General features: G+C 73.1%; 19 protein-coding genes. 8 read left to right on the top strand and 11 right to left on the bottom strand.

Annotation, left to right across the window (positions count from 1 at the left end):
- The first annotated feature begins 154 nt into the window (after nucleotides 1–154).
- Entirely contained in the window at nucleotides 155–3,748 is a 3,594-nt protein-coding gene (gene metH, locus ABWU78_RS16610; RefSeq protein WP_439158997.1) for a methionine synthase, read from the top strand.
- A gap of 78 nt (nucleotides 3,749–3,826) precedes the next feature.
- Here metH and ABWU78_RS16605 read toward each other — a convergent pair whose 3' ends face one another.
- Nucleotides 3,827–6,547 (bottom strand): PKD domain-containing protein, encoded by a 2,721-nt coding sequence (locus ABWU78_RS16605; RefSeq protein WP_439158996.1) that lies wholly within the window; start codon nucleotides 6,545–6,547, stop codon nucleotides 3,827–3,829.
- 265 nt (nucleotides 6,548–6,812) lie between these two features.
- Nucleotides 6,813–7,901 carry a sugar phosphate isomerase/epimerase family protein gene (locus ABWU78_RS16600; protein ID WP_353709092.1) on the bottom strand — a complete coding sequence of 363 codons (1,089 nt, stop codon included), beginning with the start codon at nucleotides 7,899–7,901 and terminating at the stop codon, nucleotides 6,813–6,815.
- Between the two features lie 312 nt (nucleotides 7,902–8,213).
- Here ABWU78_RS16600 and ABWU78_RS16595 point away from each other — a divergent pair, with 312 nt between their 5' ends.
- The 3 genes from ABWU78_RS16595 (at nucleotide 8,214) to ABWU78_RS16585 (ending at nucleotide 10,826) form a co-directional block, all read left to right on the top strand.
- Complete coding sequence (locus ABWU78_RS16595) at nucleotides 8,214–9,491, top strand: inositol-3-phosphate synthase (protein ID WP_353709091.1); 1,278 nt, start codon at nucleotides 8,214–8,216, stop codon at nucleotides 9,489–9,491.
- 134 nt (nucleotides 9,492–9,625) lie between these two features.
- Nucleotides 9,626–10,273, top strand: a complete 648-nt coding sequence (locus tag ABWU78_RS16590) for a dihydrofolate reductase family protein (RefSeq protein ID WP_353709090.1) — start codon at nucleotides 9,626–9,628, stop codon at nucleotides 10,271–10,273.
- A 112-nt stretch (nucleotides 10,274–10,385) separates the two neighbouring features.
- Nucleotides 10,386–10,826: a VOC family protein gene (locus tag ABWU78_RS16585; protein ID WP_439158995.1), complete on the top strand. Its 441-nt coding sequence runs from the start codon at nucleotides 10,386–10,388 to the stop codon at nucleotides 10,824–10,826.
- 14 nt (nucleotides 10,827–10,840) lie between these two features.
- Here ABWU78_RS16585 and ABWU78_RS16580 read toward each other — a convergent pair whose 3' ends face one another.
- The 5 genes from ABWU78_RS16580 to ABWU78_RS16560 form a co-directional block, all read right to left on the bottom strand.
- Entirely contained in the window at nucleotides 10,841–11,209 is a 369-nt protein-coding gene (locus ABWU78_RS16580) for a DUF2200 domain-containing protein (protein ID WP_353709088.1), read from the bottom strand.
- A gap of 68 nt (nucleotides 11,210–11,277) precedes the next feature.
- Nucleotides 11,278–11,844: a DUF6580 family putative transport protein gene (locus ABWU78_RS16575; RefSeq protein ID WP_353709087.1), complete on the bottom strand. Its 567-nt coding sequence runs from the start codon at nucleotides 11,842–11,844 to the stop codon at nucleotides 11,278–11,280.
- A gap of 20 nt (nucleotides 11,845–11,864) precedes the next feature.
- Entirely contained in the window at nucleotides 11,865–12,326 is a 462-nt protein-coding gene (locus ABWU78_RS16570) for a DUF4430 domain-containing protein (RefSeq protein WP_353709086.1), read from the bottom strand.
- A 64-nt stretch (nucleotides 12,327–12,390) separates the two neighbouring features.
- A complete protein-coding gene (locus tag ABWU78_RS16565) occupies nucleotides 12,391–13,035 on the bottom strand; it encodes a cation transporter (RefSeq protein ID WP_253049996.1) in 645 nt (214 codons plus the stop codon).
- Between the two features lie 2 nt (nucleotides 13,036–13,037).
- The gene (locus ABWU78_RS16560; RefSeq protein ID WP_439158994.1) at nucleotides 13,038–15,167 is read right to left on the bottom strand and encodes a DNA gyrase/topoisomerase IV subunit B; all 2,130 of its coding nucleotides are present in this window, start codon (nucleotides 15,165–15,167) and stop codon (nucleotides 13,038–13,040) included.
- Nucleotides 15,168–15,311: 144 nt separating this feature from the next.
- Between ABWU78_RS16560 and ABWU78_RS16555 the strand changes: the two genes are divergently transcribed.
- Nucleotides 15,312–15,524, top strand: a complete 213-nt coding sequence (locus tag ABWU78_RS16555) for a DUF7455 domain-containing protein (RefSeq protein WP_021479923.1) — start codon at nucleotides 15,312–15,314, stop codon at nucleotides 15,522–15,524.
- A 183-nt stretch (nucleotides 15,525–15,707) separates the two neighbouring features.
- On the opposite strand, the gene ABWU78_RS16550 is transcribed toward ABWU78_RS16555, so the two are convergent.
- From ABWU78_RS16550 to ABWU78_RS16540, 3 genes are all read right to left on the bottom strand, one after another.
- Nucleotides 15,708–17,273, bottom strand: a complete 1,566-nt coding sequence (locus tag ABWU78_RS16550) for an RNA polymerase sigma factor (RefSeq protein ID WP_439158993.1) — start codon at nucleotides 17,271–17,273, stop codon at nucleotides 15,708–15,710.
- Nucleotides 17,274–17,543: 270 nt separating this feature from the next.
- Complete coding sequence (locus ABWU78_RS16545) at nucleotides 17,544–17,942, bottom strand: universal stress protein (protein WP_253050005.1); 399 nt, start codon at nucleotides 17,940–17,942, stop codon at nucleotides 17,544–17,546.
- Between the two features lie 95 nt (nucleotides 17,943–18,037).
- Nucleotides 18,038–19,213, bottom strand: a complete 1,176-nt coding sequence (locus ABWU78_RS16540) for a DUF4192 domain-containing protein (RefSeq protein ID WP_353709084.1) — start codon at nucleotides 19,211–19,213, stop codon at nucleotides 18,038–18,040.
- Nucleotides 19,214–19,365: 152 nt separating this feature from the next.
- On the opposite strand from ABWU78_RS16540, the gene ABWU78_RS16535 reads away from it, so the two are divergent.
- Both ABWU78_RS16535 and ABWU78_RS16530 read left to right on the top strand, forming a co-directional pair.
- Nucleotides 19,366–19,938, top strand: a complete 573-nt coding sequence (locus tag ABWU78_RS16535; RefSeq protein WP_253050011.1) for a hypothetical protein — start codon at nucleotides 19,366–19,368, stop codon at nucleotides 19,936–19,938.
- A gap of 55 nt (nucleotides 19,939–19,993) precedes the next feature.
- Nucleotides 19,994–21,172, top strand: a complete 1,179-nt coding sequence (locus tag ABWU78_RS16530) for a polyprenyl synthetase family protein (RefSeq protein ID WP_353709083.1) — start codon at nucleotides 19,994–19,996, stop codon at nucleotides 21,170–21,172.
- A 42-nt stretch (nucleotides 21,173–21,214) separates the two neighbouring features.
- On the opposite strand, the gene ABWU78_RS16525 is transcribed toward ABWU78_RS16530, so the two are convergent.
- Nucleotides 21,215–21,640, bottom strand: coding sequence for an Rv2175c family DNA-binding protein (locus ABWU78_RS16525; RefSeq protein ID WP_353709082.1), 426 nt, complete (start codon nucleotides 21,638–21,640; stop codon nucleotides 21,215–21,217).
- Nucleotides 21,641–21,733: 93 nt separating this feature from the next.
- On the opposite strand from ABWU78_RS16525, the gene ABWU78_RS16520 reads away from it, so the two are divergent.
- On the top strand, nucleotides 21,734–23,764 hold the full coding sequence (locus ABWU78_RS16520) for a Stk1 family PASTA domain-containing Ser/Thr kinase (RefSeq protein ID WP_353709081.1): 2,031 nt from the start codon (nucleotides 21,734–21,736) through the stop codon (nucleotides 23,762–23,764).
- Nucleotides 23,765–23,802 lie beyond the last annotated feature (38 nt).

Here is a 23,802-nt window from a genome sequence, read left to right as displayed (position 1 = left end):
CTCCGGTCCCCGGTCACCCCGCCAGTGACGCGCCGCGGCACGAGGGATGCACGACGAGGTGCGTCTCTCGGTCGGGATGGCGTCCCTCGCCGAGCACGGCGGTCCGCTGAGACGGGTCCCCACGACCGAGCAGGCGCGATCTACGCTGCGTAGCATGCCGATCGTCGTACCCCAGGACCTCGCCGACGCCCGTTCCCGGGCCCTTGCCGACGCGCTGCGCACGCGCGTCGTCGTGGCCGACGGCGCGATGGGCACGATGATCCAGGAGCAGGACCCGACGCTCGAGGACTACCAGGGCCTCGAGGGCTGCAACGAGATCCTCAACGTCTCGCGCCCGGACATCATCGCGGCGGTGCACGACGCGTACCTCGAGGTCGGGGTCGACGCGATCGAGACGAACACGTTCGGCGCCAACTGGTCCAACCTGTCGGACTACGACATCGACGACCGCATCCGCGAGCTCGCCGCGGCCGGGGCGAGGATCGCGCGCGAACGGGCCGACGCGTTCGCGACCGACGAGCAGCCGCGCTGGGTGCTCGGCTCGATGGGGCCGGGGACCAAGCTGCCGAGCCTCGGGCACACGACGTACGCGCACCTGCGCGACACGTTCGCCGAGCAGGCCGCGGGCCTCCTGGAGGGCGGGGTCGACGCGATCCTCGTCGAGACGAGCCAGGACCTGCTCCAGGCCAAGGCCGCGGTGACGGGATCGCGGAACGCGATGCGCGACGTCGGGCGCGAGGTCCCCGTCATCGTCCAGGTGACGGTCGAGACGACGGGCACGATGCTCATGGGCTCCGAGATCGGGGCCGCGCTCACGACGCTCCAGGCGCTCGGCGTCGACGCGATCGGCCTCAACTGCGCGACCGGCCCGGCCGAGATGAGCGAGCACCTGCGGCACCTGTCGCGGCACGCGGAGATCCCGGTGACGTGCATGCCCAACGCCGGGCTGCCGGTGCTCGGCCCGAACGGCGCGACGTACCCGCTGACGCCGGACGAGCTCGCGGCCGCGCACACCCAGTTCGTCACCGAGTTCGGCCTGGGCCTCGTGGGCGGCTGCTGCGGCACGACGCCCGAGCACCTGCGCCGCGTCGTCGAGGCGGTGCGCGCGCGGCCCGTCGTCGAGCGGCACCCGGAGCGGGAGAACGGCGTCGCGAGCCTGTACTCGCACACGGACCTGCACCAGGACGCGTCGTTCCTCGCGATCGGCGAGCGCACGAACGCGAACGGCTCCAAGGCGTTCCGCGAGGCGATGCTCGCGGAGAACTGGGACGAGTGCGTCGAGATCGCGCGGGCGCAGACGCGCGACGGCGCGCACCTGCTCGACGTGTGCATCGACTACGTGGGGCGCGACGGCGTCGCGGACGTGCGCGAGGTCGTGTCGCGCCTCGCCAGCGCGTCCACGCTGCCCCTCGTCATCGACTCGACCGAGCCGGAGGTCATCGCCGCGGGCCTCGAGCTCGTGGGCGGGCGCGCCGTCGTGAACTCGGTGAACTTCGAGGACGGCGACGGCCCGACGTCGCGGTTCGCGCGGATCATGCCGCACGTCGTCGAGCACGGGGCGGCCGTCGTCGCGCTGACGATCGACGAGGAGGGCCAGGCGCGCACCGCGTCGGGCAAGGTGGAGATCGCGACCCGGCTCGTCGAGACGCTCACGCGCGACTGGGGCATGCGCGTGGACGACATCATCGTCGACGCGCTGACGTTCCCCATCGCCACGGGCCAGGAGGAGACCCGGCGCGACGCCATCGAGACGATCGAGGCGATCCGCGAGATCACGCGCCGCTACCCCGGCATCCACACGACGCTGGGGGTGTCGAACGTGTCGTTCGGCCTCAACCCCGCGGCGCGCACGGTGCTCAACTCGGTGTTCCTCCACGAGGCCGTCGAAGCCGGGCTGGACTCCGCGATCGTGCACGCCGCGAAGATCCTCCCCCTCGCGCAGATCCCCGCCGAGCAGCGCGAGGCCGCGCTCGACCTCGTGTGGGACCGGCGGCGGTACGACGACGAGGGGAACCTCGTGCACGACCCGCTCGCCCGGCTGCTCGAGCTCTTCGAAGGCGTGGACTCCGCGGCGCTCAAGGACCAGCGCGCGGCGGAGCTCGCCGCGCTGCCGGTCGGCGAGCGGCTCGAGCGGCGGATCGTCGACGGCGCGCGCAAGGGCCTCGAGGAGGACCTCGACGCCGCGATGGCGTCCGGGCTCAAGGCGCTCGAGATCGTCAACGACCACCTGCTCGAGGGCATGAAGGTCGTGGGCGACCTGTTCGGGCGCGGTGAGATGCAGCTCCCCTTCGTGCTGCAGTCCGCCGAGGTCATGAAGACGGCGGTCGCCTACCTCGAGCCGCACATGGAGAAGATCGAGGGCTCGACCGGGTCCAAGGGCACGATCGTGCTCGCGACCGTGCGCGGCGACGTGCACGACATCGGCAAGAACCTCGTCGACATCATCCTCACCAACAACGGCTACACGGTCGTGAACATCGGCATCAAGCAGCCGATCTCCGCGATGATCGAGGCCGCCGAGGAGCACGACGCCGACGTCATCGGCATGTCCGGCCTGCTCGTGAAGTCCACCGTCGTGATGAAGGAGAACCTCGCGGAGCTCACGTCGCGCGGGCTCGCCGGCCGCTGGCCGATCCTGCTCGGTGGCGCGGCGCTCACCCGCACGTACGTCGAGGACGACCTCGCGGGCCAGTTCCCCGGCGTCGTCCGGTACGCGCGCGACGCGTTCGAGGGCCTGCGCCTCATGGAGCCGCTCGTGCGCGTCGCACGCGGCGAGTCGCCCGACGCCGTCGGGCTGCCGGCGCTCAAGAAGCGCCGGCACGCCGTGGTCACCGTGACCGAGACGCCTGTCGAGGACCTGCCCGCGCGGTCCGACGTCGCGGCCGACAACCCGGTGCCCGCTCCCCCGTTCTGGGGCACGCGCCTCGTCAAGGGCGTCCAGCTCGCCGAGTATGCGGCGTTCCTCGACGAGCGCGCGACGTTCATGGGCCAGTGGGGCCTCAAGCCGGGCCGGGGAGACGACGGGGCGTCCTACGAGGAGCTCGTCGAGACCGAGGGCCGCCCGCGGCTCAACGCCTGGTACGAGCGGATCCGCACCGAGGGCGTCGTCGACCCGTCGGTCGTGTACGGGTACTTCCCGGTGTGGTCGGAGGGCGACGACGTCGTCGTCGCGCACCACGGCGCCGGGCTCGCGGGGATCGGCGCGCCCGACGGCGGGTCGGGCGGAGAGCCCGGGACCGAGCGGTTGCGCTTCACGTTCCCGCGCCAGCGCCGCGACCGACACCTGTGCCTCGCCGACTTCGTCAAGCCGCGGTCGTGGGTCGAGGAGACCGGCCGGTACGACGTGCTGCCCGTCCAGCTCGTCACCATGGGCGCGAGCGTCGACCAGCACACCGCGAAGCTCTTCGCGGGGAACCACTACCGCGAGTACATGGAGCTGCACGGGCTGTCGGTGCAGCTCACCGAGGCGCTGGCGGAGATGTGGCACTCGCGCGTGCGCGCCGAGCTCGGCTTCGCCGACGAGGACCCGACCGAGGTCGAGGGCATGTTCAAGCTCGAGTACCGGGGCGCGCGCTTCTCGCTCGGCTATCCCGCGTGTCCCGACATGGAGGACCGCACCAAGATCGTCGAGCTCCTGCGCCCCGAGCGCGTGGGCGTCGAGCTCTCCGCGGAGCTCCAGCTCCACCCGGAGCAGTCGACCGATGCGTTCGTGTTCCACCACCCCGAGGCAAAGTACTTCAGCGTCTGACCGCGCCACGAGGTCTCGGGCGCCCGCCGACCGGCCCGCCGGCGATGTGCCAGCGGGCCGGCCGTGGGTGCTACCGCGTCACTTCGACGTGGCCGCGACGTTGATCCCCACCGTCGTCCAGTCGCGGGTGCCGGCACTGTCGGTCGCGATCAGACGGGCGGTGTACCTGCCCGGCTGGGTGTAGACGTGGGTCGCCTCGGCGCCCTCCGCCGTCGTCCCGTCCCCGAAGTCCCAGACGTAGGACCCGATGGTGCGACCCTCCGGAGCGACCGCGGAGCCGCTGAGCGTGACCGCGATGCCGGCGGGGCCGCCTCCGCGGCTCGCCTGCGCCTCGACGACCGGGGCCGTCGCGTCGGCGACGCCGCGCCCGTGGAAGACCAGCCAGTCGAGCGCCACGACGCCCGCCTCGGCGTCGGCCCTGCCCTTGCTGGAGGCGACCACGTACAGGGACGTCTCCCCGCCCTTGGCGTCGATCTCGATGGTGGGCGACACCACCTGGCCCGGTGCGGTCGCCGGGGCGATCTTGACCTGCCCCAGCTTGGGCCCGGTCGGGCTGCCTGTGCGCACCTCGAGCGTGGTCTCGGCGGCGCCACGCACGGCTCCGACGGTCAGGCCCGAGATGCCCGTCAGGTCCACGCGATCGAAGGCGATCCAGTCGCCGTCGTCGAAACCATCGACCCACCGTCCACCCCGGGCGGCGTCGTCGTCGACGATCTGGACCCCGGATCCCCTGCTGAAGAACTCGGCCTCCTTGTCGCGGACCTGCAGGCGGATGATCTCCTGCGCGGCGAGCTCCGGGACGCCCGGAGCACCGAGGTCCTGGTACCCGGCACCGAGCACCGCGTACACGTTCTGGCCCACGCCGTGGTCGGCCGGGTCGAGGAAGACCTCGCCGGAGCATCCCTCGTAGTTGTCGAGAGGATGCGCGTGGTCGTCGTGCCCGAGCTGGGTCGCGACCGTGACGAGGCTGCAGTCGATCGTCCCGTCGGCCGTCGAGCCGTCCTCGGCGTCCACGACGTCGACCGCGTACGGCACCGTGTCGCCGAGCTCCGCGAAGCCGCCGGCGAGCGGCCGGGCGAAGGACACCTCGGGACGGGTGTTGCCGACCGTGATCTTCTGGACGGAGACGCCGCTGAGCCCGTCGGTGTCGGTGACGGTCAGGCGTGCGGTGTGCTGCCCGTTCTCCGTGTAGGTGTGGACGGGGTCACGTTCCGTCGAGTCGACGGTGCCGTCGTTCTCGAAGTCCCACTCGTAGGTGATGTCGAGCCCGTCCGGGCTCTGGCTCGCGCTGCCGTCGAAGGCGACGGCCAGCGGCGCCGTGCCCGAGTCGACGTCGGAGGTGAACTGGGACACCGGGCGACGACCGTCGGCTGCGTAGTCGATGCGGTAGATGCCGGCGTCCGTGTTGGTGCTGCCCCGGCCCGCCCCGCTGCCTCGCCCGAAGTCGATGACGTACAGCGATCCGTCGGGCCCGAACTCCGCCTCGAACGGTGCGACGAACGTCTCGTCGGGCAGGAACGGGTCGATCGAGAGCAGCTCGCCCGTCGTCTCGTCCAGCGACAGCATCTTGTAGTAGTGCCGCGCGTACTCCGAGACGAACCACCGCCCGTCGTAGGACTCCGGGAACTTCGTCTTCACGTCGAGCTCGGGGTCGTAGCGGTAGACCGGGCCGGCCATCGGCGCGGCGCCTCCCGAGCCGAGCTCGGGAAACTGCTCCGAGACCCCGTAGCCGTACCAGACCAGGGGTTCCTGGGTCGGGGGCAGCTCGCGGAGGCCGGTGTTGTTGGGCGAGTCGTTGACCGGGCGGGCGCAGTCGAACGGCTCGCCGGACACCCCGGTCGCGTAGTCGTAGTCGACGTACGGCTGGTCGTTCCCGTGGCAGTACGGCCACCCGTGGTTCCCCGGTCCGGTCATCCGGACGAGCTCGACCAGCCCTTCCGGACCCCGCAGCGGGTTCGCCACCCGGGCGTCGGGCCCGTAGTCACCGACCAGGACGGCACCGGTCGCAGGATCGACGGTGATGCGGAACGGGTTGCGGAAGCCCATGCCGTAGATCTCGGGCCTCGTGTTCTCCGTCCCCGGCGGGAAGAGGTTTCCCTCGGGGACGGTGTACGTCCCGTCGTCCTGGGGCGTGATCCGGAGGATCTTGCCGCGCAGGTCGTCGGTGTTCGCCGACGTCGCCTGGGCGTCGTACGCGCGGCGGCCCGGTCGTTCGTCGATCGGGGTGTACCCCTGTTGGTTGAACGGGTCGGTGTTGTCACCGGTGGCGACGTAGAGGTTCCCGTCGGGGCCCATGGCGAGCGAGCCGGCCATGTGCGAGTTGGCGCGACCCTCCCCGCGCCAGATCGTGAAGTCGAGCAGACGCTTCTCGGAGCCTCGGTCGATCACGTTGTCGGGCCCCATGGTGAACCGCGACAGATTCATCGTGGCCACGTCGGGGTCGCTCCAGAGGAGGTAGACCCAGCCGTTCTCGACGAAGTCGTTGTCGAGCGTCAGGCCGAGCAGACCGTCGGACTGCGTCAGCAGGTCGAGGCCGTAGTCGAGGTCGAGCGCGGTGAACTGGCGGAGCGTGTCCTGCTCGAGCACCTTCACCTGTCCCGTCCGCTGGATGTAGACCACGCGCCCGTCCTCGGCGACGTCGAGCTCGAACGGGTCGGCGAGGCCTTCGGTGACCAGCGGCACCTTGTCGAAGACGTCGTCCGCGACCTCGGCAGGAGGGGGTGCGTCCTCGTGCGCGTGAGCGGCTGGGACAGAAGCGACGGTGCCGATCGCGGCGATCATCCCGATCGTCGCCCTCAACGCTCTGCTGTGTTGCGCAGACATCATCAAGCTCTCCCTCGTGTGGTCGAGTGCCTCGGCGCGACCGGCTGTGGCCGCGCACGGCACACCTTCGTCACAGGGGCGGTCCGGACGGGCCGCTCCTTCGTTCCCTCGTGGGGTCTGGGTCTGGTGGTGGGTCGAGACTCGGCCGCTCGTGGGGTCTGGTGGCGGGGTCGAGACTCGGCGCAGCATGGCGACCGTGCCGTGGGCTGCCGGCCCGCGGGAGCGGGCCGGCAGCGGTCGGTCAGTACTGGAGCTCGGTCAGGTACGCAAGGCTCGTGCACGCCGACGTCACGCCGTCGGGGCGTGGCTGGTCGTTCTCGGTGAACGCGTACTCGACGCCCGCCAGGGACGCGTTCGCGAAGATCTCGGCGAAGTCGATGGTGCCCGACCCGACGTCGGCGAAGGAGCCGTCAGGAGCGATGTCCTTGAGGTGGAGCAGCCCGAACCGGCCGGGGTAGGTCTCGAAGAGACCGACCGTGTCGACCCCGACGCTGGCCGCCCAGTAGACGTCGAGCTCCATGGTCACGAGCTCGGGGTCGGTCTCGCGGACCAGGACGTCGTAGCCGGTCACCCCGTTCTCCTCGGTCTGGAACTCGAAGCCGTGGTTGTGGTACGCGACCGTGATGCCGGCCTCCTTGAGCTGCGCGCCGGCCTCGTTCAGCACGGCCGCGGTCCGGGAGTAGTCCGCGAGGGTCCACCGACCCGAGCCGGAGATGCGCACGTACTCGGCACCGATGGCCTGCGCCTCGGCGATCACGCCGTCGATGTCGTTCTCGAGGTTCGCCTGACTGACACCGAGCGACGGCACCGCGATGCCCGCAGACTCGGTGAGCGGCGCGAGCTGGGCGGCCGTGTAGCCGTAGAAGCCGCCGACGGCGCCCGACGGTTCCATGTTCTGGAAGCCGCACTCGGCCAGGGCCGCCAGGGTGCCCTCGGCGTCCGACGGCATCGTGGCACGGACGGTGTAGCCGACGAGGCCGATCCGGCTCAGGTCGACGGAGCGTGTCCCGGTCACGGGATGCGGTCGCCCGACCTCGGACGCGGCCGCTGCCGAGACGATCGCGGCACGCTCGGCGTCGGAGATGACGCCGTTGCGTACCTGCTCGGTGGCGATGCGTCCGATCGTGCTGACGAACTGGCCGTGGTTGGCGAACGGCGCCTCGGCCATGAAGACGTCCATCAGCGTGCACCCGTCGCCACGATCGACGTTCGCGACCCCGGATGCTGCAGCGCCGTCTCCGAAGAACACGCTCGAGTCCGCCGAGTAGCCGTACGTGCACGCGTCCGACTCCGTCGCCGCATACGCGCCCGACGCGACGAGCGGGAGCACGAACGCTCCGGTCGCGGCGGCAACGAGCCGAGCTCGCCGGCTCCGGCGTCTACCGGCGCGAGGGGATGTTGCGAGTGCCATCAGTCTGCCTCTCCGTTGAGGAATGCCTGCTCAGGACGTGCGTCCCGTGGCTGTGCAGTGCGCGTGACCCCGACGCTAGGTCGCCCCCGGGACGGCAACAACGAGTTGCCACTTGTTGCCCCTGGGCCCCGGAACCGCACTGTTGCCGCGACCTGCGCGGCAACTGACGGCAACTCGGCAACCGACGGCAACTCCTTGCCCGCGCACCGAGCGCCGAGGTCGACTCTCGACGTGACCACTGCCCAGCCGTTCACCCCACCGGGCGCGCCGATGCGCGATCGCGCCGCTCGCGACCTCACGCCGTCCACCGGGAGCCCCGGCCACGCCGCGCCGACCGAGCGGACAGGACTGTGGCTCGTGGGAGCGCGCGGTTCGGTGGCGACGACGGCGACGCTCGGGCTCGCCGTGCTCGCCCAGGGCCACGCGGCACCGACCGGGTGCGTGACCGCGCAGCCGGAGTTCGACGACGTGCCGCTGCCCGGGTTCGGCGACCTCGTCGTCGGCGGGCACGACCTCTCTCCTTGCCCGATGGTCGAGCGAGCCGAGGCCTTGGTCGGCGCCGGGATGATCGCCCCGTCTCTGCTGTCGACGGCACGAAGCGCCCTGGAGGCCGCCGACGCCGAGGTGCGGCCCGGCTACGACCCGCAGGGGCACGACGGCTCCCAGCTCGAGGTGGCCGAACGGCTCGCGGCGGACGTCCTCGCGTTCCGCGACCGGCACGCCCTGGCCCGGGTCGTGGTCGTCGACCTGGCCTCGACCGAGCCGCCGATCGAGCCACGGCCCGAGCACGACGACGTCGACGCGCTGCTCGCGGCGCTCGCCGAGCCCGCTCGCACGGTCCTGCCCCCGTCGTCGGTGACCGCGTACGCCGCCGTGCTCGCGGGCGCGCCGTACGCCGCCTTCACGCCGTCGGCGGGCATGGCGATCCCCGCGCTGACCCGGCTGGCTACGCAGGCCGGCCTGCCCGTCGCCGGCCAGGACGGCAAGACGGGTCAGACCTGGCTGCGGACCGTCCTGGCGCCCGCGTTCACGGCCCGCGGCCTCCGGGTGCTCTCCTGGGCCGGGACCAACCTGCTCGGTGGCGGCGACGGCGCCACCCTGGCCGACCCGCAGAACGTCCGCAGCAAGCTCGCGACGAAGTCGCGCGGCCTCCGGGACCTCACCGGCTCCGACGTCACCCCGCTGCACATCGACAACGTGCCCGACCTCGGCGACATCAAGGTCGCGTGGGACCACGTGCACGTCGAGGGCTTCCTCGGCACCCGCTTGACCCTGCAGACGACCTGGAGCGCGTTCGACTCGATGCTCGCGGCGCCGTACGTGCTCGACCTCACCCGCCTCCTCGCCCTCGCGCACGCCGCAAGGATCGCGGGGCCGGTGCCCGAGCTCGGGTTCTTCTTCAAGGAGCCGTGGGCCTCCGACACGCACGACGCTGCCGCGCAGGCTCGCGACCTGCACGCGTGGGCCGGCCGGCTCGGCGCGCTCGTCGCGTCGCGGACCGGCGTGTGACACGGCGACGGCCTCGGGTGCCGTCCGACCAGTCGCGCCGGGCTGCGGCACGGAGCGTCGCCTCCGCGATGACTTCTCGCTGAGCACGAGGTCTACCCCTCGACACGAACCACGCGATCACGACGGAGCGGGCCATGGGATCGATCGAGATCGAGCTGTTCACGACCCTCGACCTCGTCGGGCAGGCGCCCGGCGGGCCGGAGGAGGACCCGGAGGGAGGGTTTGCGTTCGGCGGCTGGCAGGCACCGCTGATCGACGACGTCGCGGGCGCGCAGATCGCCGCGGCGTACGAGGGCGCGGACGCGCTGCTGCTCGGGCGGCGGACGTACGACATCTTCGCGTCGTACTGGCCGTTCCAGGAGGGCGGCCAGGACGACGACTTCGCCGCCCTGTTCAACCGCATCCCCAAGTACGTCGCGTCGCGCGGCACGCCGGACCTTCCGTGGGCCGGGTCGACGCTGCTCGGACCGGACCTGCCCGCCGCGGTGCGCGAGGTGCGCGACCGCCACGAGCACGTCAAGGTCGTCGGCAGCCTCGACCTGGTGCAGACGCTGCTGCGGGAGAGGCTGTTCGACCGCCTCGACCTGTGGGTGCACCCCATCGTGCTCGGCACGGGCAAGACCGTGTTCGACGGCGGCGCCGTCCCCACCAACCTCACCCTCCTCGAGCCGCCCGCACCCAGCCCCAACGGGACCGTCCTGCTGCGCTACGGCCTCGCCGCCGGCACACCCGGGACGGGCGACATGAGCGAGCCGGGACGCGGCGTCGGGCAGGACTCCTGATCCAGGAGAGCGTCGTCGGGCACGAAAGCCCGTCGGCGCCCGGCGGCTCGCAGCCCATGCACCCCGGACCTACGAGTCCGCACCCAGGAACCCGACCTCAGGAGACGTGCCCATGACGATCCAGCGACTCGACAACGTGGCGGTCGTCGTCGACGACCTCGACGCGGCCGTCGCGTTCTTCGCCGAGCTCGGGATGGAGCTCGAGAACCGGATGACGATCGAGGGGCGGTGGGCCGAGCGCGTCGTCGGGCTCGACGGCCTGCGGTCGGAGATCGCGATGATGCGCGTCCCCGACGGGCACGGGCGCCTCGAGCTCACCCGGTACCACGCACCCGCGCCGCTCGACCTCGGCCTGGGCACGGCCCCGCCGAACGTGCTGGGCCTGCACCGCGTGATGTTCGCCGTCGACGACATCGACGACACGGTGCGGCGCCTCGGGCCCCACGGCGGCGCGGTGATGGGAGAGATCGTCGAGTACGAGGGCGTCTACCGGCTCTGCTACCTGCGCGGACCGGGCGGCGTCATCGTGGGGATCGCGGAGCAGCTCGACTGAGAACCCGCCGGCCGCTACGAGGCGGCCGCGGTCTCCCCGCGGAGGATCGAGGTCATCTTCTTCCCTCGCGCGACCTCGTCGACGAGCTTGTCGAGGTAGCGGATCTTCTGCATGAGCGGGTCGTCGATCTCCTCGACGCGGACGCCGCAGATCACCCCGGTGATGAGCGAGGCGTTCGGGTTCATCGACGGTGCCCGGTCGAAGAACTCCTCGAGCGTGATCTCGTCCGAGATCGCCGCCGCGAGCCCGGCGTCGTCGTAGCCGGTGAGCCAGCCGATGACCTGGTCGAGCTCGTCCGTCGTGCGCCCCTTGCGCTCCACCTTGGTCACGTAGAGCGGGTAGACGCTCGCGAAGCTGATCCCGAAGATGCGGTGTCGCGCCATGGCTGCCTCCTCATGCCCGCCAGGGTCCGTCGCCGCCCGGCCCGGGCGGCCGTCCGGCACGGTTCACGCTACCCCGCGGCTCCCGCCGGACGGACCGCGACCATCGCGTGCGAGGCCTCGATCCGGTCCACGAGCAGCGTGCCCGCCGCGACCAGCGGCAGGAGCACGAGGTTGCCCAGCAGCATCGTGCGCAGGAACGGCAGACCCGCGACGTAGCTCGCGACGAGTCCGTCCACGGAGGCCGGGTACCAGATGCCACGCCCCTGGAACCAGACGCCGAAGTTGGTCCACGCGAAGAACCACAGCGAGCCCGCGACGCCGAACGCGGCGCCCGCGCCGACGCGGCGCCAGCCGGTCGTGTTCCGCGCGAGCAGCGAGCCCAGCCCGACCACGAGCCAGGCGCTCCACGTGAAGAGCGCGATCGCGGTGTTGCCGAGCACGACGTCGGACACGACCGTCACGGCGAGCGGCACGACGAACGCCCAGCGCGAGCGCAGCAGGAGCGTCGCCGCGAACGTCGCGGCCGTGACGAGCTCGAGGTTGGCGGGCGCGCCCAGGTCGGCACGCACGAGGCGCCAGACCACGGCCAGCGCCGCGAGCGCCACGACGAGCGCCGGGCGCCACCAGCGAGTCACCGTCAAGGCCTGCGAACCCGTCACGAGGTGAACGTCTCGAGCTTCCACGTGATCTCGTCCCCGTCCTCGGTCTCGAGGGATCCTGCTCCCACGGTAGCCATCTCGCCGTTCACGTACAGCGCCCAGAACTCGCTGTCCGGGTCGGCCGCGACGCCGTCGATCGCCGTGACGAACGCGTTCTCGCCCTCGCCGGTCACCTGGGCGGACGGGTCCGCCTCGAGCAGCAGGTCGAGCGCGGTCGTGCCCGCGCGCCCCTCGTACGAGAGCTCGGGCGCGTCCTCGGCGTCGTCGGACGCCTCGTCCGTCGCGTCGTCGGCCGGGGCGCTCGTCTCCTCGCTCGCGGTCGACGTGGACGGCGACGCGGCGTCGGCGGCCGGCTCGTCGGTGGAGGAGCACCCGGCCAGCAGGCCCGCGGCGAGCAGGACGGCGGTCAGGGCGGTGAGCGGGCGCGCGGCGGCGTCGCGGAGGGTTCGGAGGGTCACGACGTCAGCGTACGGAGCCTGCGCCGACCCGCGCCCGGACGCCCGCCAGTCGGACGACGCACCGTCACCCGATCTCCTCGCCCGCGACGGCCTTGGCGGCCAGCCGCTCCTCCTCGCTGACCTCCCAGACCTCGTAGGCGGAGTGGAACGCGAGGAAGATGATCCCGCACCCGAGCACGAGGTCCGGCCAGCCGGAGCCGGTCCACGCGGTCACGAGCCCCATCGCGATGACGGCGACGTTGACGAGCACGTCGTTGCGCGCCGACAGGAACGCTGCCCGGCTCAGCGACCCACCGTGGTGTCGGACCCGCACCAGGAGCCACGCGCACACGCCGTTGACGACGATCGCCCCGAGCGAGGCGAGGACGAGCGGCACGACGTGGGGCGCCGTCGGGTCGCCGAAGCGCTGCACCGCCTCCCAGGCCGCGAAGAGGGCAGGACCGAGGATGAGCAGCGCCATGACCTTGCCCAGGACCGCGCGCCGCGCGAGCGGGAAGCCGAGCGCGACGGCGATGAGCAGGTTGATCGCCGTGTCCTCGAGGAAGTCCACGCTGTCGGCGAGCAGCGAGACCGAACCCGCCGCGAGCGCGACCGTGAGCTCGACGACGAAGTACGCGAGGTTGAGCCCCGCGACCAGCAGGACGGTGCGCCGTAGCAGGCGGACGAGGTCGGGGTCGCCCGCCCGACGCGCGTCCTGCCCGTCGGTCATCGTCAGACGTCGATACGCGCGTGGTCCAGCTCGGCGGCGCCGGCGACGATGAACTCCTTGCGCGGCGCGACGTCGCTGCCCATGAGCAGCTCGAACACGCGCTCCGCGGCCTCGGCGTGCTCGGCCGTGACGCGACGCAGCGTGCGGTGGCGGGGGTCCATCGTCGTCTCGGCGAGCTGGTCGGCGTCCATCTCCCCCAGGCCCTTGTACCGCTGGATGTCGTCCTTGTAGCGGCGCCCGGCCTTGTCGAGCTTCTTGAGGGTCGCGGCGAGCTCGGCCTCGGAGTATGTGTAGATGTACTCGTTCTTGCGGCGCCCGGCACCGATGACCTCGATACGGTGCAGCGGCGGCACGGCAGCGAAGACGCGGCCCGCCTCGACGAGCGGCTTCATGTAGCGGTAGAAGAGCGTGAGCAGCAGGGTGCGGATGTGGGCGCCGTCGACGTCGGCGTCCGTCATGAGCACGATCTTGCCGTAGCGCGCGGCCTCGAGGTCGAACGACCGCCCCGACCCGGCGCCGAGCACCTGGATGATCGCGGTGCACTCGGCGTTGCGCAGCATGTCGCTCACGGACGCCTTCTGCACGTTGAGGATCTTGCCGCGGATGGGCAGGAGCGCCTGGAAGTCGGAGCTGCGCGCGAGGCGCGCGGTGCCGAGCGCGCTGTCGCCCTCGACGATGAACAGCTCGCTGCGCTCGACGTCGTCGCTGCGGCAGTCGACGAGCTTGGCCGGGAGGGACGACGTCTCGAGCGCGTTCTTGCGCCGCGAGATCTCCTTCTGCTTGCGCGCGGTGATGCGCGCGCGCATCTCCGCCACGACCTTGTCGAGCAGCAGCGCGGCCTGCGTCTTCTCGTCGCGCTTGGTCGACGTGAGGAGGGCGTTCAGCTCCTTCTCCACCACGCGCGACACGATGCCGCGCACGGGCGCGGTGCCGAGGACCTCCTTCGTCTGGCCCTCGAACTGCGGCTCCGCGAGGCGGACGGTGACGACGGCGGTCAGGCCGGCGAGGACGTCGTCCTTCTCGATGCGCTCGGACGCGTCCTTCGTCGAGACCTTGAGGCGGCGCGCGTTCGTCTCGACCGCCTTGCGCAGCACCTTGAGCAGGCCCTGCTCGAACCCGCCGAGGTGGGAGCCGCCCTTGGGCGTGGCGATGATGTTGACGAAGCTGCGGACCTCGGTCTCGTACCCCGTGCCCCAGCGCAGCGCGACGTCGACCTCGCAGTCGCGCTGGACCGCCTGCGGCGTCATGTGGCCGCGGTCGTCGAGCACCGGGACGGTCTCCGTGAACGACCCCGAGCCCGTGAGGTGCCAGGTCGCGGTGACGGGCGTGTCCGGCGCCAGGAAGTCGACGAAGTCGACCGACCCGCCCGTGTGCACGAACGTCTCCTCGTGCGGCCCGTCCTCCCCCGGCGTGCCCGGGACGCAGCGCTCGTCGCGCACGGTGATCTCGAGGCCGGGGACGAGGAACGTCGTCTGGCGCACGCGCGTGACGAGCTCGTCGTAGGAGAAGACGGCGGTCTTGAGGAAGATCTGGCGGTCGGCCCAGTAGCGCACGCGCGTGCCCGTGACGCCGCGCTTCGTCTTGCCGACGACGGCGAGCTCCGACCCGGAGACGAACGGCTCGAACGGGGCGTCCGGCGTCGGTCCTGCCTTCGGGTCCGTGAAGACGCCCGGCTCGCCGCGGTGGAAGGTCATGCGGTGCGTCTTGCCGCCGCGGTCGACCTCGACGTCCAGGCGCGCGGACAGCGCGTTGACGACGGACGCCCCGACGCCGTGCAGACCGCCCGACGCGGTGTACGACCCGCCGCCGAACTTGCCGCCCGCGTGGAGCTTGGTGAACACGACCTCGACGCCGGACAGCCCGGTCTTGGGCTCGATGTCCACGGGGATGCCGCGACCGTCGTCCTCGACCGTCACGGACGAGTCGGCGTGCAGCACCACCCGGATCTTCGAGCAGTTCCCGGCGAGCGCCTCGTCGACCGAGTTGTCGATGATCTCCCAGAGGCAGTGCATGAGACCGCGCGAGTCGGTCGTGCCGATGTACATGCCCGGGCGCTTGCGCACGGCCTCGAGGCCCTCGAGCACGGACAGGTGCCGAGCGGTGTAGCTGGACTCAGCGGAGGTGGTCGTCACGGCGGCAAGCCTAGACGAGCGCGCCCACACCGTTGCGCTCCCCCGCCGCGAGGCCGCTGCGCGACCACGCGGCTCCGCTTCGCGGGTAGCGAACCCCGGGCCCCGGCGGGACGAATCCTCGGGAGCAGATGGTTTGATGTTCACGTGACTGCTACGACGACCACCACCGAACCGCTGACCGCGGCCGACCGCTGCGACCGCTGCGGGGCCCAGGCGTACGTCCGTGTGGTCCTGCCGAGCGGCGAGCTGCTGTTCTGCGGCCACCACGCGCGGGCGCACGCGGATGCCTACACCGACCTCGCGACGTCCATCCAGGACGAGACCGACAAGCTGCTCGCGGAGCACGGCGCGCGCTGACGCGCCCTCCGCCGAGCACCGTCCCGCGCCAGGAGCGCACCACCGCGGGGACCGGCTCCACCGCCCGGTCCCGGCGGCACGACCTCAGACACGACGAAGGCCCCGAGGAGATCTCCTCGGGGCCTTCGTCGTGCGACGACGGCGGGCGGCCGGTGGCGTGCACCGGCCGCCCGCCGCGACGCGTCAGTCGAGGTAGTCGCGCAGCACCTGCGAGCGGCTCGGGTGGCGCAGCTTCGACATGGTCTTCGACTCGATCTGACGGATGCGCTCGCGCGTCACGCCGTAGACCTTGCCGATCTCGTCGAGCGTCTTGGGCTGGCCGTCCGAGAGGCCGAACCGCATCGAGACGACGCCCGCCTCGCGCTCGCTGAGCGTGTCGAGCACCTGGTGGAGCTGCTCCTGCAGGAGCGTGAAGCTCACGGCGTCGGCCGGGACGATGGCCTCGGAGTCCTCGATGAGGTCACCGAACTCGCTGTCGCCGTCCTCGCCGAGCGGAGTGTGCAGCGAGATCGGCTCGCGGCCGTACTTCTGGACCTCGACGACCTTCTCCGGGGTCATGTCGAGCTCCTTGGCGAGCTCCTCGGGCGTGGGCTCACGACCCAGGTCCTGCAGCATCTGACGCTGCACGCGCGCGAGCTTGTTGATGACCTCGACCATGTGCACCGGGATGCGGATCGTGCGCGCCTGGTCCGCCATCGCGCGCGTGATCGCCTGCCGGATCCACCACGTCGCGTACGTCGAGAACTTGTAGCCCTTGGTGTAGTCGAACTTCTCGACCGCACGGATCAGACCGAGGTTGCCCTCCTGGATCAGGTCCAGGAACAGCATCCCGCGGCCCGTGTACCGCTTGGCCAGCGACACCACCAGACGCAGGTTCGCCTCCAGCAGGTGGTTCTTCGCCCGCTTGCCGTCGTGCGCGATCCACTGCAGCTCACGCTTGAGCTTGCGGTCCAGGTCGTCGCCCTCGGCCGCGAGCTTCTCCTCGGCGAACAGGCCGGCCTCGATCCGCTTCGCGAGCTCGACCTCCTGCTCCGCGTTCAGCAGCGCGACCTTGCCGATCTGCTTGAGGTAGTCCTTGACCGGGTCGGCCGTCGCACCCGCGGTCACGACCTGCTGGACCGGCGCGTCGTCCTCGTCGGCGTCCGACACGACGAAGCCCGTCTCCTCGGGCTCCTCGGTCGCGGCACCGGCGGCGGGCTTCTTCGCACCCGTGTCCGCGGCCGCGTCCTCGTCGTCCTCGATCACGTCGATCTCGAGGTCCTCGACCTCGACGTCGACGTCGTCCTCGTCGTCGTCCTTCTTCTTGGCGCGCGCGGGGGTCGCCTTCGCCTTGGCCGGAGCCTTCGCCGCGGTCTTGCGCGCCGCGGGCTTCGCCGGGCCGGTGGACGGGGCGGCCTCGGCCGCGTCGCCCTCGGCGGCCGGGGCGGCCTTGGTGGTGGTCGTCGTGCGCTTGGTCGTCGACGCGGACTTCGCCGCCGCGGGCTTGGTGCGCGCCGTCGTCGTGCTGCGCGGGGACGCCGCCGCGGCGACCTTGGTCGTGGTCGGGATGTCGACCTCGACGCCGGCGCCCGCGAGCGCGCGGAAGACCGCCTTCAGCCGCTTGGCGTCGTTGACGGCGGCCTGCTCGCACGCGGTGCGGAAGCTCTCGGCGTCGACGCGACCGTTCGCGCTGCCGCGCCGCAGGAGCTCCTGCAGGGCGGGGTGCTCGAACTCTCGCGGGAGTGCGGAAATCGGGGTTGAGGGCGCCACAAACCGACCTTTCGGCAATCATGGGGGGCGGTAGGGCCGCCGGAGCGGGGACGTGAACCGTGAAGTGCGGGCTTCTCGTGGACTCTCACGGCGAGTCGTCGGGCTCTGGCGGATACCTATATTGTACCGGCGATCCGTGCACCGGACGCCGCGACACGAGGTGAGGTCGGACCTGACCGCCTCGCGGCGGCCCGCACACCACGTCTCGGCGACGTTCGACACCCGGGTCCTGGCCTGTACAACGGCCCGGTACCCCCGAAGATTCCCTGCTCAGGCCCCCGCGCGCTCGGGCTTGACGGCCAGCACCGGGCAGGGCGCGTCGAGCAGGATGCGCTGCGCGTTCGACCCGAGGATGAGCTTGCCGACCGGGCTGCGGCGGCGCAGGCCGATGACGATGAGGTCCGCGGAGGCCCGCTCGGCGGCGCTCACGAGGTCCTCGGCGAGGTCGGACGTCCCCTGCTCGCGCCGCAGCGTCGTCCCCGTCCCCGCGAGCCGCTCCTCGACCCGACGCAGGTCGTCCTCGTGCGCCGCGACGAGCTCGGGCGTCGAGGTCGACGCCTCCGTGACGACGACCACGAGATCGGTGCCGCGCCGGACCGCCTCGGTGGCCGCGCTGTCGAGAGCCTCACGACCCTCGGGCGTGCTCAGGTGCGCGACGACGACGCTCATGTGTCCTCCGGGAACGGCTCGTGGGCGCGGTCGGCCGCGGGCGGCGACCGCAGGTCGTGTTGCGGTCGAACCTACCCGAACCCGCGCGCCGCGGCTCACACGTCGGCGCGGATCCAGCCCGGCGCGACCCCGGCGTCGAGCGCGCTCGACAGCAGGAGGGCGAGCCGGTACGTCGGGTCCTCCGCGAGCGCCTCGTCGAGCCGGCGTCCCGCCCTGCCGCCGTCCCCGTGCCACCAGGCGACGAGCGCGAGGAGCGTGAGCGCCGGGGCCGTGCTCCCGCGCGGCGCGTGGGCCACGACCGCCTCGAGCACGGCGCGGGCGGGACCGGTCACGTCCGGGTCCGGCGCCAGCCCCGCCGCCGGGTCGACGATCGACGCGATCGCGCGCGCCGTCCCGGCGTCGACGTCGCCGCCGCGGACCGTGCGGTCCGCGAGGTCGCCCGTCCCGGGCACGAGCGAGACGAGCACGGCGTCACGCACCGGGACCGCCTCGAGCCCGGCCGCGAGCCGGCCGAGGACCGTGGCCGGAGGCAGCCCTGCACCGGTCCCCGCGCCCCGGGCCCCGCTCTCGGCACGCCCCTGCTCGTGCGCGGTCGCGCGGGCGACCGCCGCACGCCACTCGGCCAGGCTCTCGACGCGGCGGGCGACGGCGTCGGGGTCGGCCCCGGCGCCGGGAGGACCGCCCTCGCGGGCGCGGTCCCGAACCCGGCGGGCCGCGCGCGCCGCACGCCGCCGCGCGTCGGCGCCCGCGCGCGGGATCCGCAGCGCCTCCTCGCGCGAGTCCGCGAGCACGGCCCCGGCGAGCACCATGTGCGCGCCCACCTCGCTGGACTCGAGCTCGCGCAGCGGGCGCCCGCCCGGCGGGCAGCACTCGTCCTCGGCGCAGTCGAGCGCGTACCAGCCGCTCGGCGACACGACCCAGACGTCCACCGGACCGTGCTCCGGCTCGACGGCCTCCCGGCAGCGCTCGACGGCGGCCCTCACGACGGCGGTCCCGACGCCGCCGGACCGCAGCGGCGCTCCCGTGTACACGACGAGGACGACCCGCTGCGCGCCGTCGGCGGCGAGGTGGCCGACGACGGAGCGCGCGAGCTGCGGGCCGTGCTCCAGGTCGGCGAGGTCGGCGACGTCGACCCGGACGACGAGGCCGACCCGACCGCGCGGCGGTCGCAGCCCGACGAGGACGACGCTGTCCTGGGGTCGGTAGCCGAGCCGGTAGGGGACGTAGGCGAGGAGCTCGCGCGGGCCCTGGGCCCGGATCAGGGTGGTCATGACGCCCATCCCAGCCCGTCCCGACGGCGCGCGGGGCGGGCGGGCGGACGGCTGTGGACGCGCGGGGCCCGGACCCGACCCCGCGCTCCGCCTGTGGTCCACCCCCGAGGCCGGTGGTGGCTCGCAGACGCCCGGGTGACTACGGTGTGCGCGTGCCACCACGAACCCGAGCCCGCGCGCGGCGAGCGGCCCCGTCCGTCCACGCGGCCGCCGTCGTCCTCGCCGTGGCGCTGCTCGGCACGGCGCTCGCCGGCTGCCAGGCGGGCCCGGACGACGTCCAGGGGGCCGCCGGGCCCCGTGGCACGCCTGCGTCCCCCGCCGAGGAGGCTGCGGGGGACGCAGGCACGCCGCTGCCCCGCTACGACGCGGACTCCGCCGTCGGGGACCTCGTGGAGGGTTTCCCGGCCGAGCTCGTCACGGTCCCCGCGGGCGCCCAGGTGCTCGCGAGCTCGGCCCGGCCGTCAGAGGACGGCACGCTGGTCGACGTCACTCTCAACCTGCGCTCGGACGAGCCCGTCGACGTGCTCACCGCCTACTACACCGAGGCGCTCGGCGCCGCCGGGTTCGCGGTGTCGCCCTCGAGCGTCCCGAGCGCGCTCACCTCGCTCACGACGTTCGTCCGGACGCCGGCCCCCGAGTCCCCCACCGAGTCGCTGGCCGTCGGCGTGTTCGACGACGAGACCGAGCGGCTGGTGACGATCAGCGGGCAGGTCGCGGCCGGCTGACGGGTCCGACCGTGGGACGACGCCGCCGAGGTGCCGCACCGCATAGGCTGCCCCCGTGCCGAACCCGTCGCTGCCGACCTCGTCCTCGCCCGAGCCCCTCGACCCGGGGGCCCCTCGGAGCGTCACCGACCCGAGCCCGAGCGCGCTCGTCGACCGGGAGGGCGTCCGCGCCGGGGTCGACGAGGCCCTGCACGTCTCGACCGCGGCGCTGCGCGAGGAGCTCTCCTCCACGCACCCCGACGCCGACCCCCTCGCCGACGCGACGGACGAGCTGCTCGCCGGTGGCAAGCGCCTCCGGGCGGCCTTCTGCTACTGGTCCTGGCGCGCACATGGCGGCGACCCGGACGGCCCGCACCGCGAGGTCGCGCTCCGCGCGGGCGCGGCGCTCGAGCTGTTCCAGGCCGCTGCGCTCTTCCACGACGACGTCATGGACGCCTCCGACACCCGGCGCGGGCGGCCGACCGCGCACCGTGCGTTCGGGGCGCGGCACCGCGGGCTCGGCTGGTCCGGCGACGCCGACCGCTACGGCGAGAACACGGCGATCCTGCTCGGCGACCTCGCGCTCATCGCGAGCCACCGCGAGCTGGGCGACGCGCTCGACGCCCTCCCCGCCGACGTCGCGACCCGCTCGCGCGTCGTCTTCGGTCGCATGCAGACCGAGGTGATCGTCGGGCAGTACCTCGACGTGCAGGCGCAGGTGCTGCCCTGGGGCGACGACCCCGCGGCCGACGAGGAGCGCGCGCGGGCCGTGATCCGGTCGAAGTCGGCGCGCTACAGCGTGGAGCACCCCATCGCGCTCGGCGCGGCGCTCGCCGGGGCCGACGAGGACGCCGTCGCCGCGACGAGCGCGTTCGGGCTGCCCGTGGGCGAGGCGTTCCAGCTCCGCGACGACGTGCTCGGCGTGTTCGGGGACGCGCGCGTCACGGGCAAGCCCGCGGGCGACGACCTGCGCGAGGGCAAGCGCACGGTGCTCGTCGTGCGCGCGCTCGCCGCCGCGACGCCCGCGCAGCGCGACCTCCTGCTCACGCACCTGGGCGACCCTGACCTCGACGCGAGCACGGTCGAGGACCTGCGCGCCGTGCTCGTCGAGACCGGCGCGCGCGACGCCGTGGAGTCGCTCATCGCCGAGCTCACCGACCGTGCGTCGTCGGCCCTCGCCGACGCCGGGCTCGCCGAGCCCGGGGCCACGATGCTCGGGCTGCTCGCGCGGGCCGCCGTCGAGCGGACCGCCTGACGCGAGGCCGAGCGGCTCCGACGGGCCGGTCGGGCGAGCGGGTCAGAGCTCGGACTGCGCGACGCGGCGCACCCGCGCCTTGTGCCCGCTCAGGAGCGTGTCGAACGGGGGCTCACCCAGCTCGTCGTTCGGGCTGAACAGCCACTCGAGGATCTCGGCGTCGTCGAACCCGGCGTCGGTGAGCACGACGATCGTGCCCTGCAGGCTCGACAGGACGCCCACCCGCCCGCTCTCGTCCGGACGGCCCGCGTTCGCCGGGTCGACGAGGTGCAGCGGCACGAGGAAGCGGGCCGGGATCTGGAACGTCGTGCGCTCGCCGCGCTTCACGCCGACGACGCGGCGCTCCTGCACGATGCGGCGCACCTTGCCGACGTCGGTGCCGAGCGCCTCGGCGACGTCGGGCAGGGTCAGCCACTCGCCGACCAGGTCGTCGAGGGTCGGGCGGGGGCTGGGGTCACGGTCGGTCACCGGGCAAGCCTACGGCGTGCCTCCACACGACACCCACGCCGTGCGCGCCCGCGCTCACCGGATCGCGACGTCGGGCCACCTAGACTCTCTCCCGTGGCCACCGTGACGACCGATCCCCTCGTCGGCCGCCTGGTCGACGGGCGGTACGAGGTCGTCTCGCGCATCGCGCGAGGCGGCATGGCGACGGTGTACCTGGCCGTCGACCGCCGGCTCGAGCGCGAGGTCGCGCTCAAGGTCATGCACGCCCACCTCGCCGAGGGCGCGTCCGGCGCCGACTTCGTCTCGCGCTTCCGCCGCGAGGCGCGCGCGGCGGCCCGCCTCACGCACCCGGGGCTCGTCGCCGTGTACGACCAGGGGCTCGACGGCGACACGAGCTACCTCACGATGGAGTACGTGGCGGGCTCGAACCTGCGCCGCGCGATGCTCGCGGAGCGCACGCTGCCGCTGGGCCGCACGCTCGACGTGCTCGAGGACGTCCTCGACGCGCTCGCCGCCGCCCACCGCGCCGGTCTCGTGCACCGCGACATCAAGCCGGAGAACGTGCTCGTCGACGCCGAGGGCCGGCTCAAGGTCACGGACTTCGGGCTCGCGCGCGCGGTCAACGAGGTCACGGCGACGACGACCGGCACCATCCTCGGGACCGTCGCCTACCTCTCCCCCGAGCTCATCGCGACGGGCGCGTGCGACGCACGGACCGACGTCTACGCCGTGGGCATCCTCGCGTACGAGATGCTGCTGGGCACGGTCCCGCACACCGGCACGACTCCCATCCAGGTCGCGTTCCAGCACGTCAACAACGACGTGCCGCCGCCCTCGGACGTCGCCCCGTGGATCCCGCCCGAGGTCGACGACCTGCTGTGCGCCCTCGCCGCGCGCGACCCCGCCGACCGCCCGGCCGACGCCGGCGCCGCGCTCGCGCTCGTGCGCTCGACCCGCGCGGCGCTCGACCCGGCCGACCTCGAGCGGCGCGTCGACCCGCCCGCGGGCGCGGCCGTCGACGGCCCCCCGGCCGAGGCCCCCGGGTCCGGCCCGACGACGGAGCACCGGTCCGCGGCGACCGCGCCCCTCGCCGCGCTCAGCCTGCAGGACCGCGAGGCCGCCGGCCTCACCGAGCCGCTCGCCGTCGGGCACGTCGTCGCCCCGACGACGCGGCCGGGCCCGCCGCCACCTCCCGCTCCCCCGGTCACGGCGCGACGCCGCGGGCGAGGCCGGGCGGTCGTCTGGTCGCTCGTCGTCCTGCTCGTCCTCGCGGGGGCCGGCGGCGGCGCGGCCTGGTGGTTCTCCTCCGGGCCCGGCGCGTACACGCAGGTCCCCGGCGGGCTCGTCGAGGCGTCCCGGACCGAGGCCGCCGCGATCCTCGACGGGGCGGGCCTCGACCACACGGTCGAGGAGCGCTACGACGACGCCGTGCCGGAGGGCGCCGTCGTGGCGACCGACCCGGCGTCCGGCGAGGACGTGCGCAAGGACGGCAGCGTGCAGCTCGTCGTGTCGAAGGGCGTGCGGATGCTCACGGTGCCGACCGGCCTCGTGGGCGCGACGCAGGAGGAGGCGACCGCCGCGATCGAGGGCGCCGACCTGACGCTCGGCGACCCCGTCCTCACGCCGCACGACGAGGTGCCGTCGGGCCAGGTCATGGCCGTGAAGGACCCCGACGGCAACGTCATCGAGGAGGGCGCCACGATCCGGCACGACGTGCCGGTGGTGCTCACCGTCTCGTCCGGGCCCGCGCCCGTCGTCGTGCCGCAGGTCACGGGCTCCCCGAAGGACGCCGCGGTCCAGGCCCTGGAGGACCAGGGCCTCGTGCCCGCGGTCACCGAGGAGTACTCGGAGTCCGTCGCCGCGGGCCTCGTGATCCGCCAGGACCCCGAGCAGGGCACCGACGCGCACCGGACGGACACGGTGAACGTCGTCGTGTCGCTCGGGCCGCCGCTCGTCGAGGTGCCCAACACCTACTCGATGAACGTCAAGGCCGCCGAGAAGGCGCTCACCGACGCGGGGTTCACGGTCGAGGTCCGGCACCCGCAGGGCATCAGCCCTCTCAACATCGTCTACGCCCAGGACCCTCCGGGCGGCGACGGCCGCACCGCCCCGAAGGGCTCGACGATCGTCATCAACGTCTTCTGACGTCGACTCCCCAGCATGTGGCTGTGGCCCGGGGGGGA

It is taken from the genome of Cellulosimicrobium sp. CpK407, from assembly GCF_051844275.1.
In the GTDB taxonomy this organism is placed as follows: Bacteria; Actinomycetota; Actinomycetes; order Actinomycetales; family Cellulomonadaceae; genus Cellulosimicrobium; species Cellulosimicrobium cellulans_G.
Note: the sequence above shows the minus strand (reverse complement) of the source record. Positions and strands in the feature narration are given on the sequence as shown.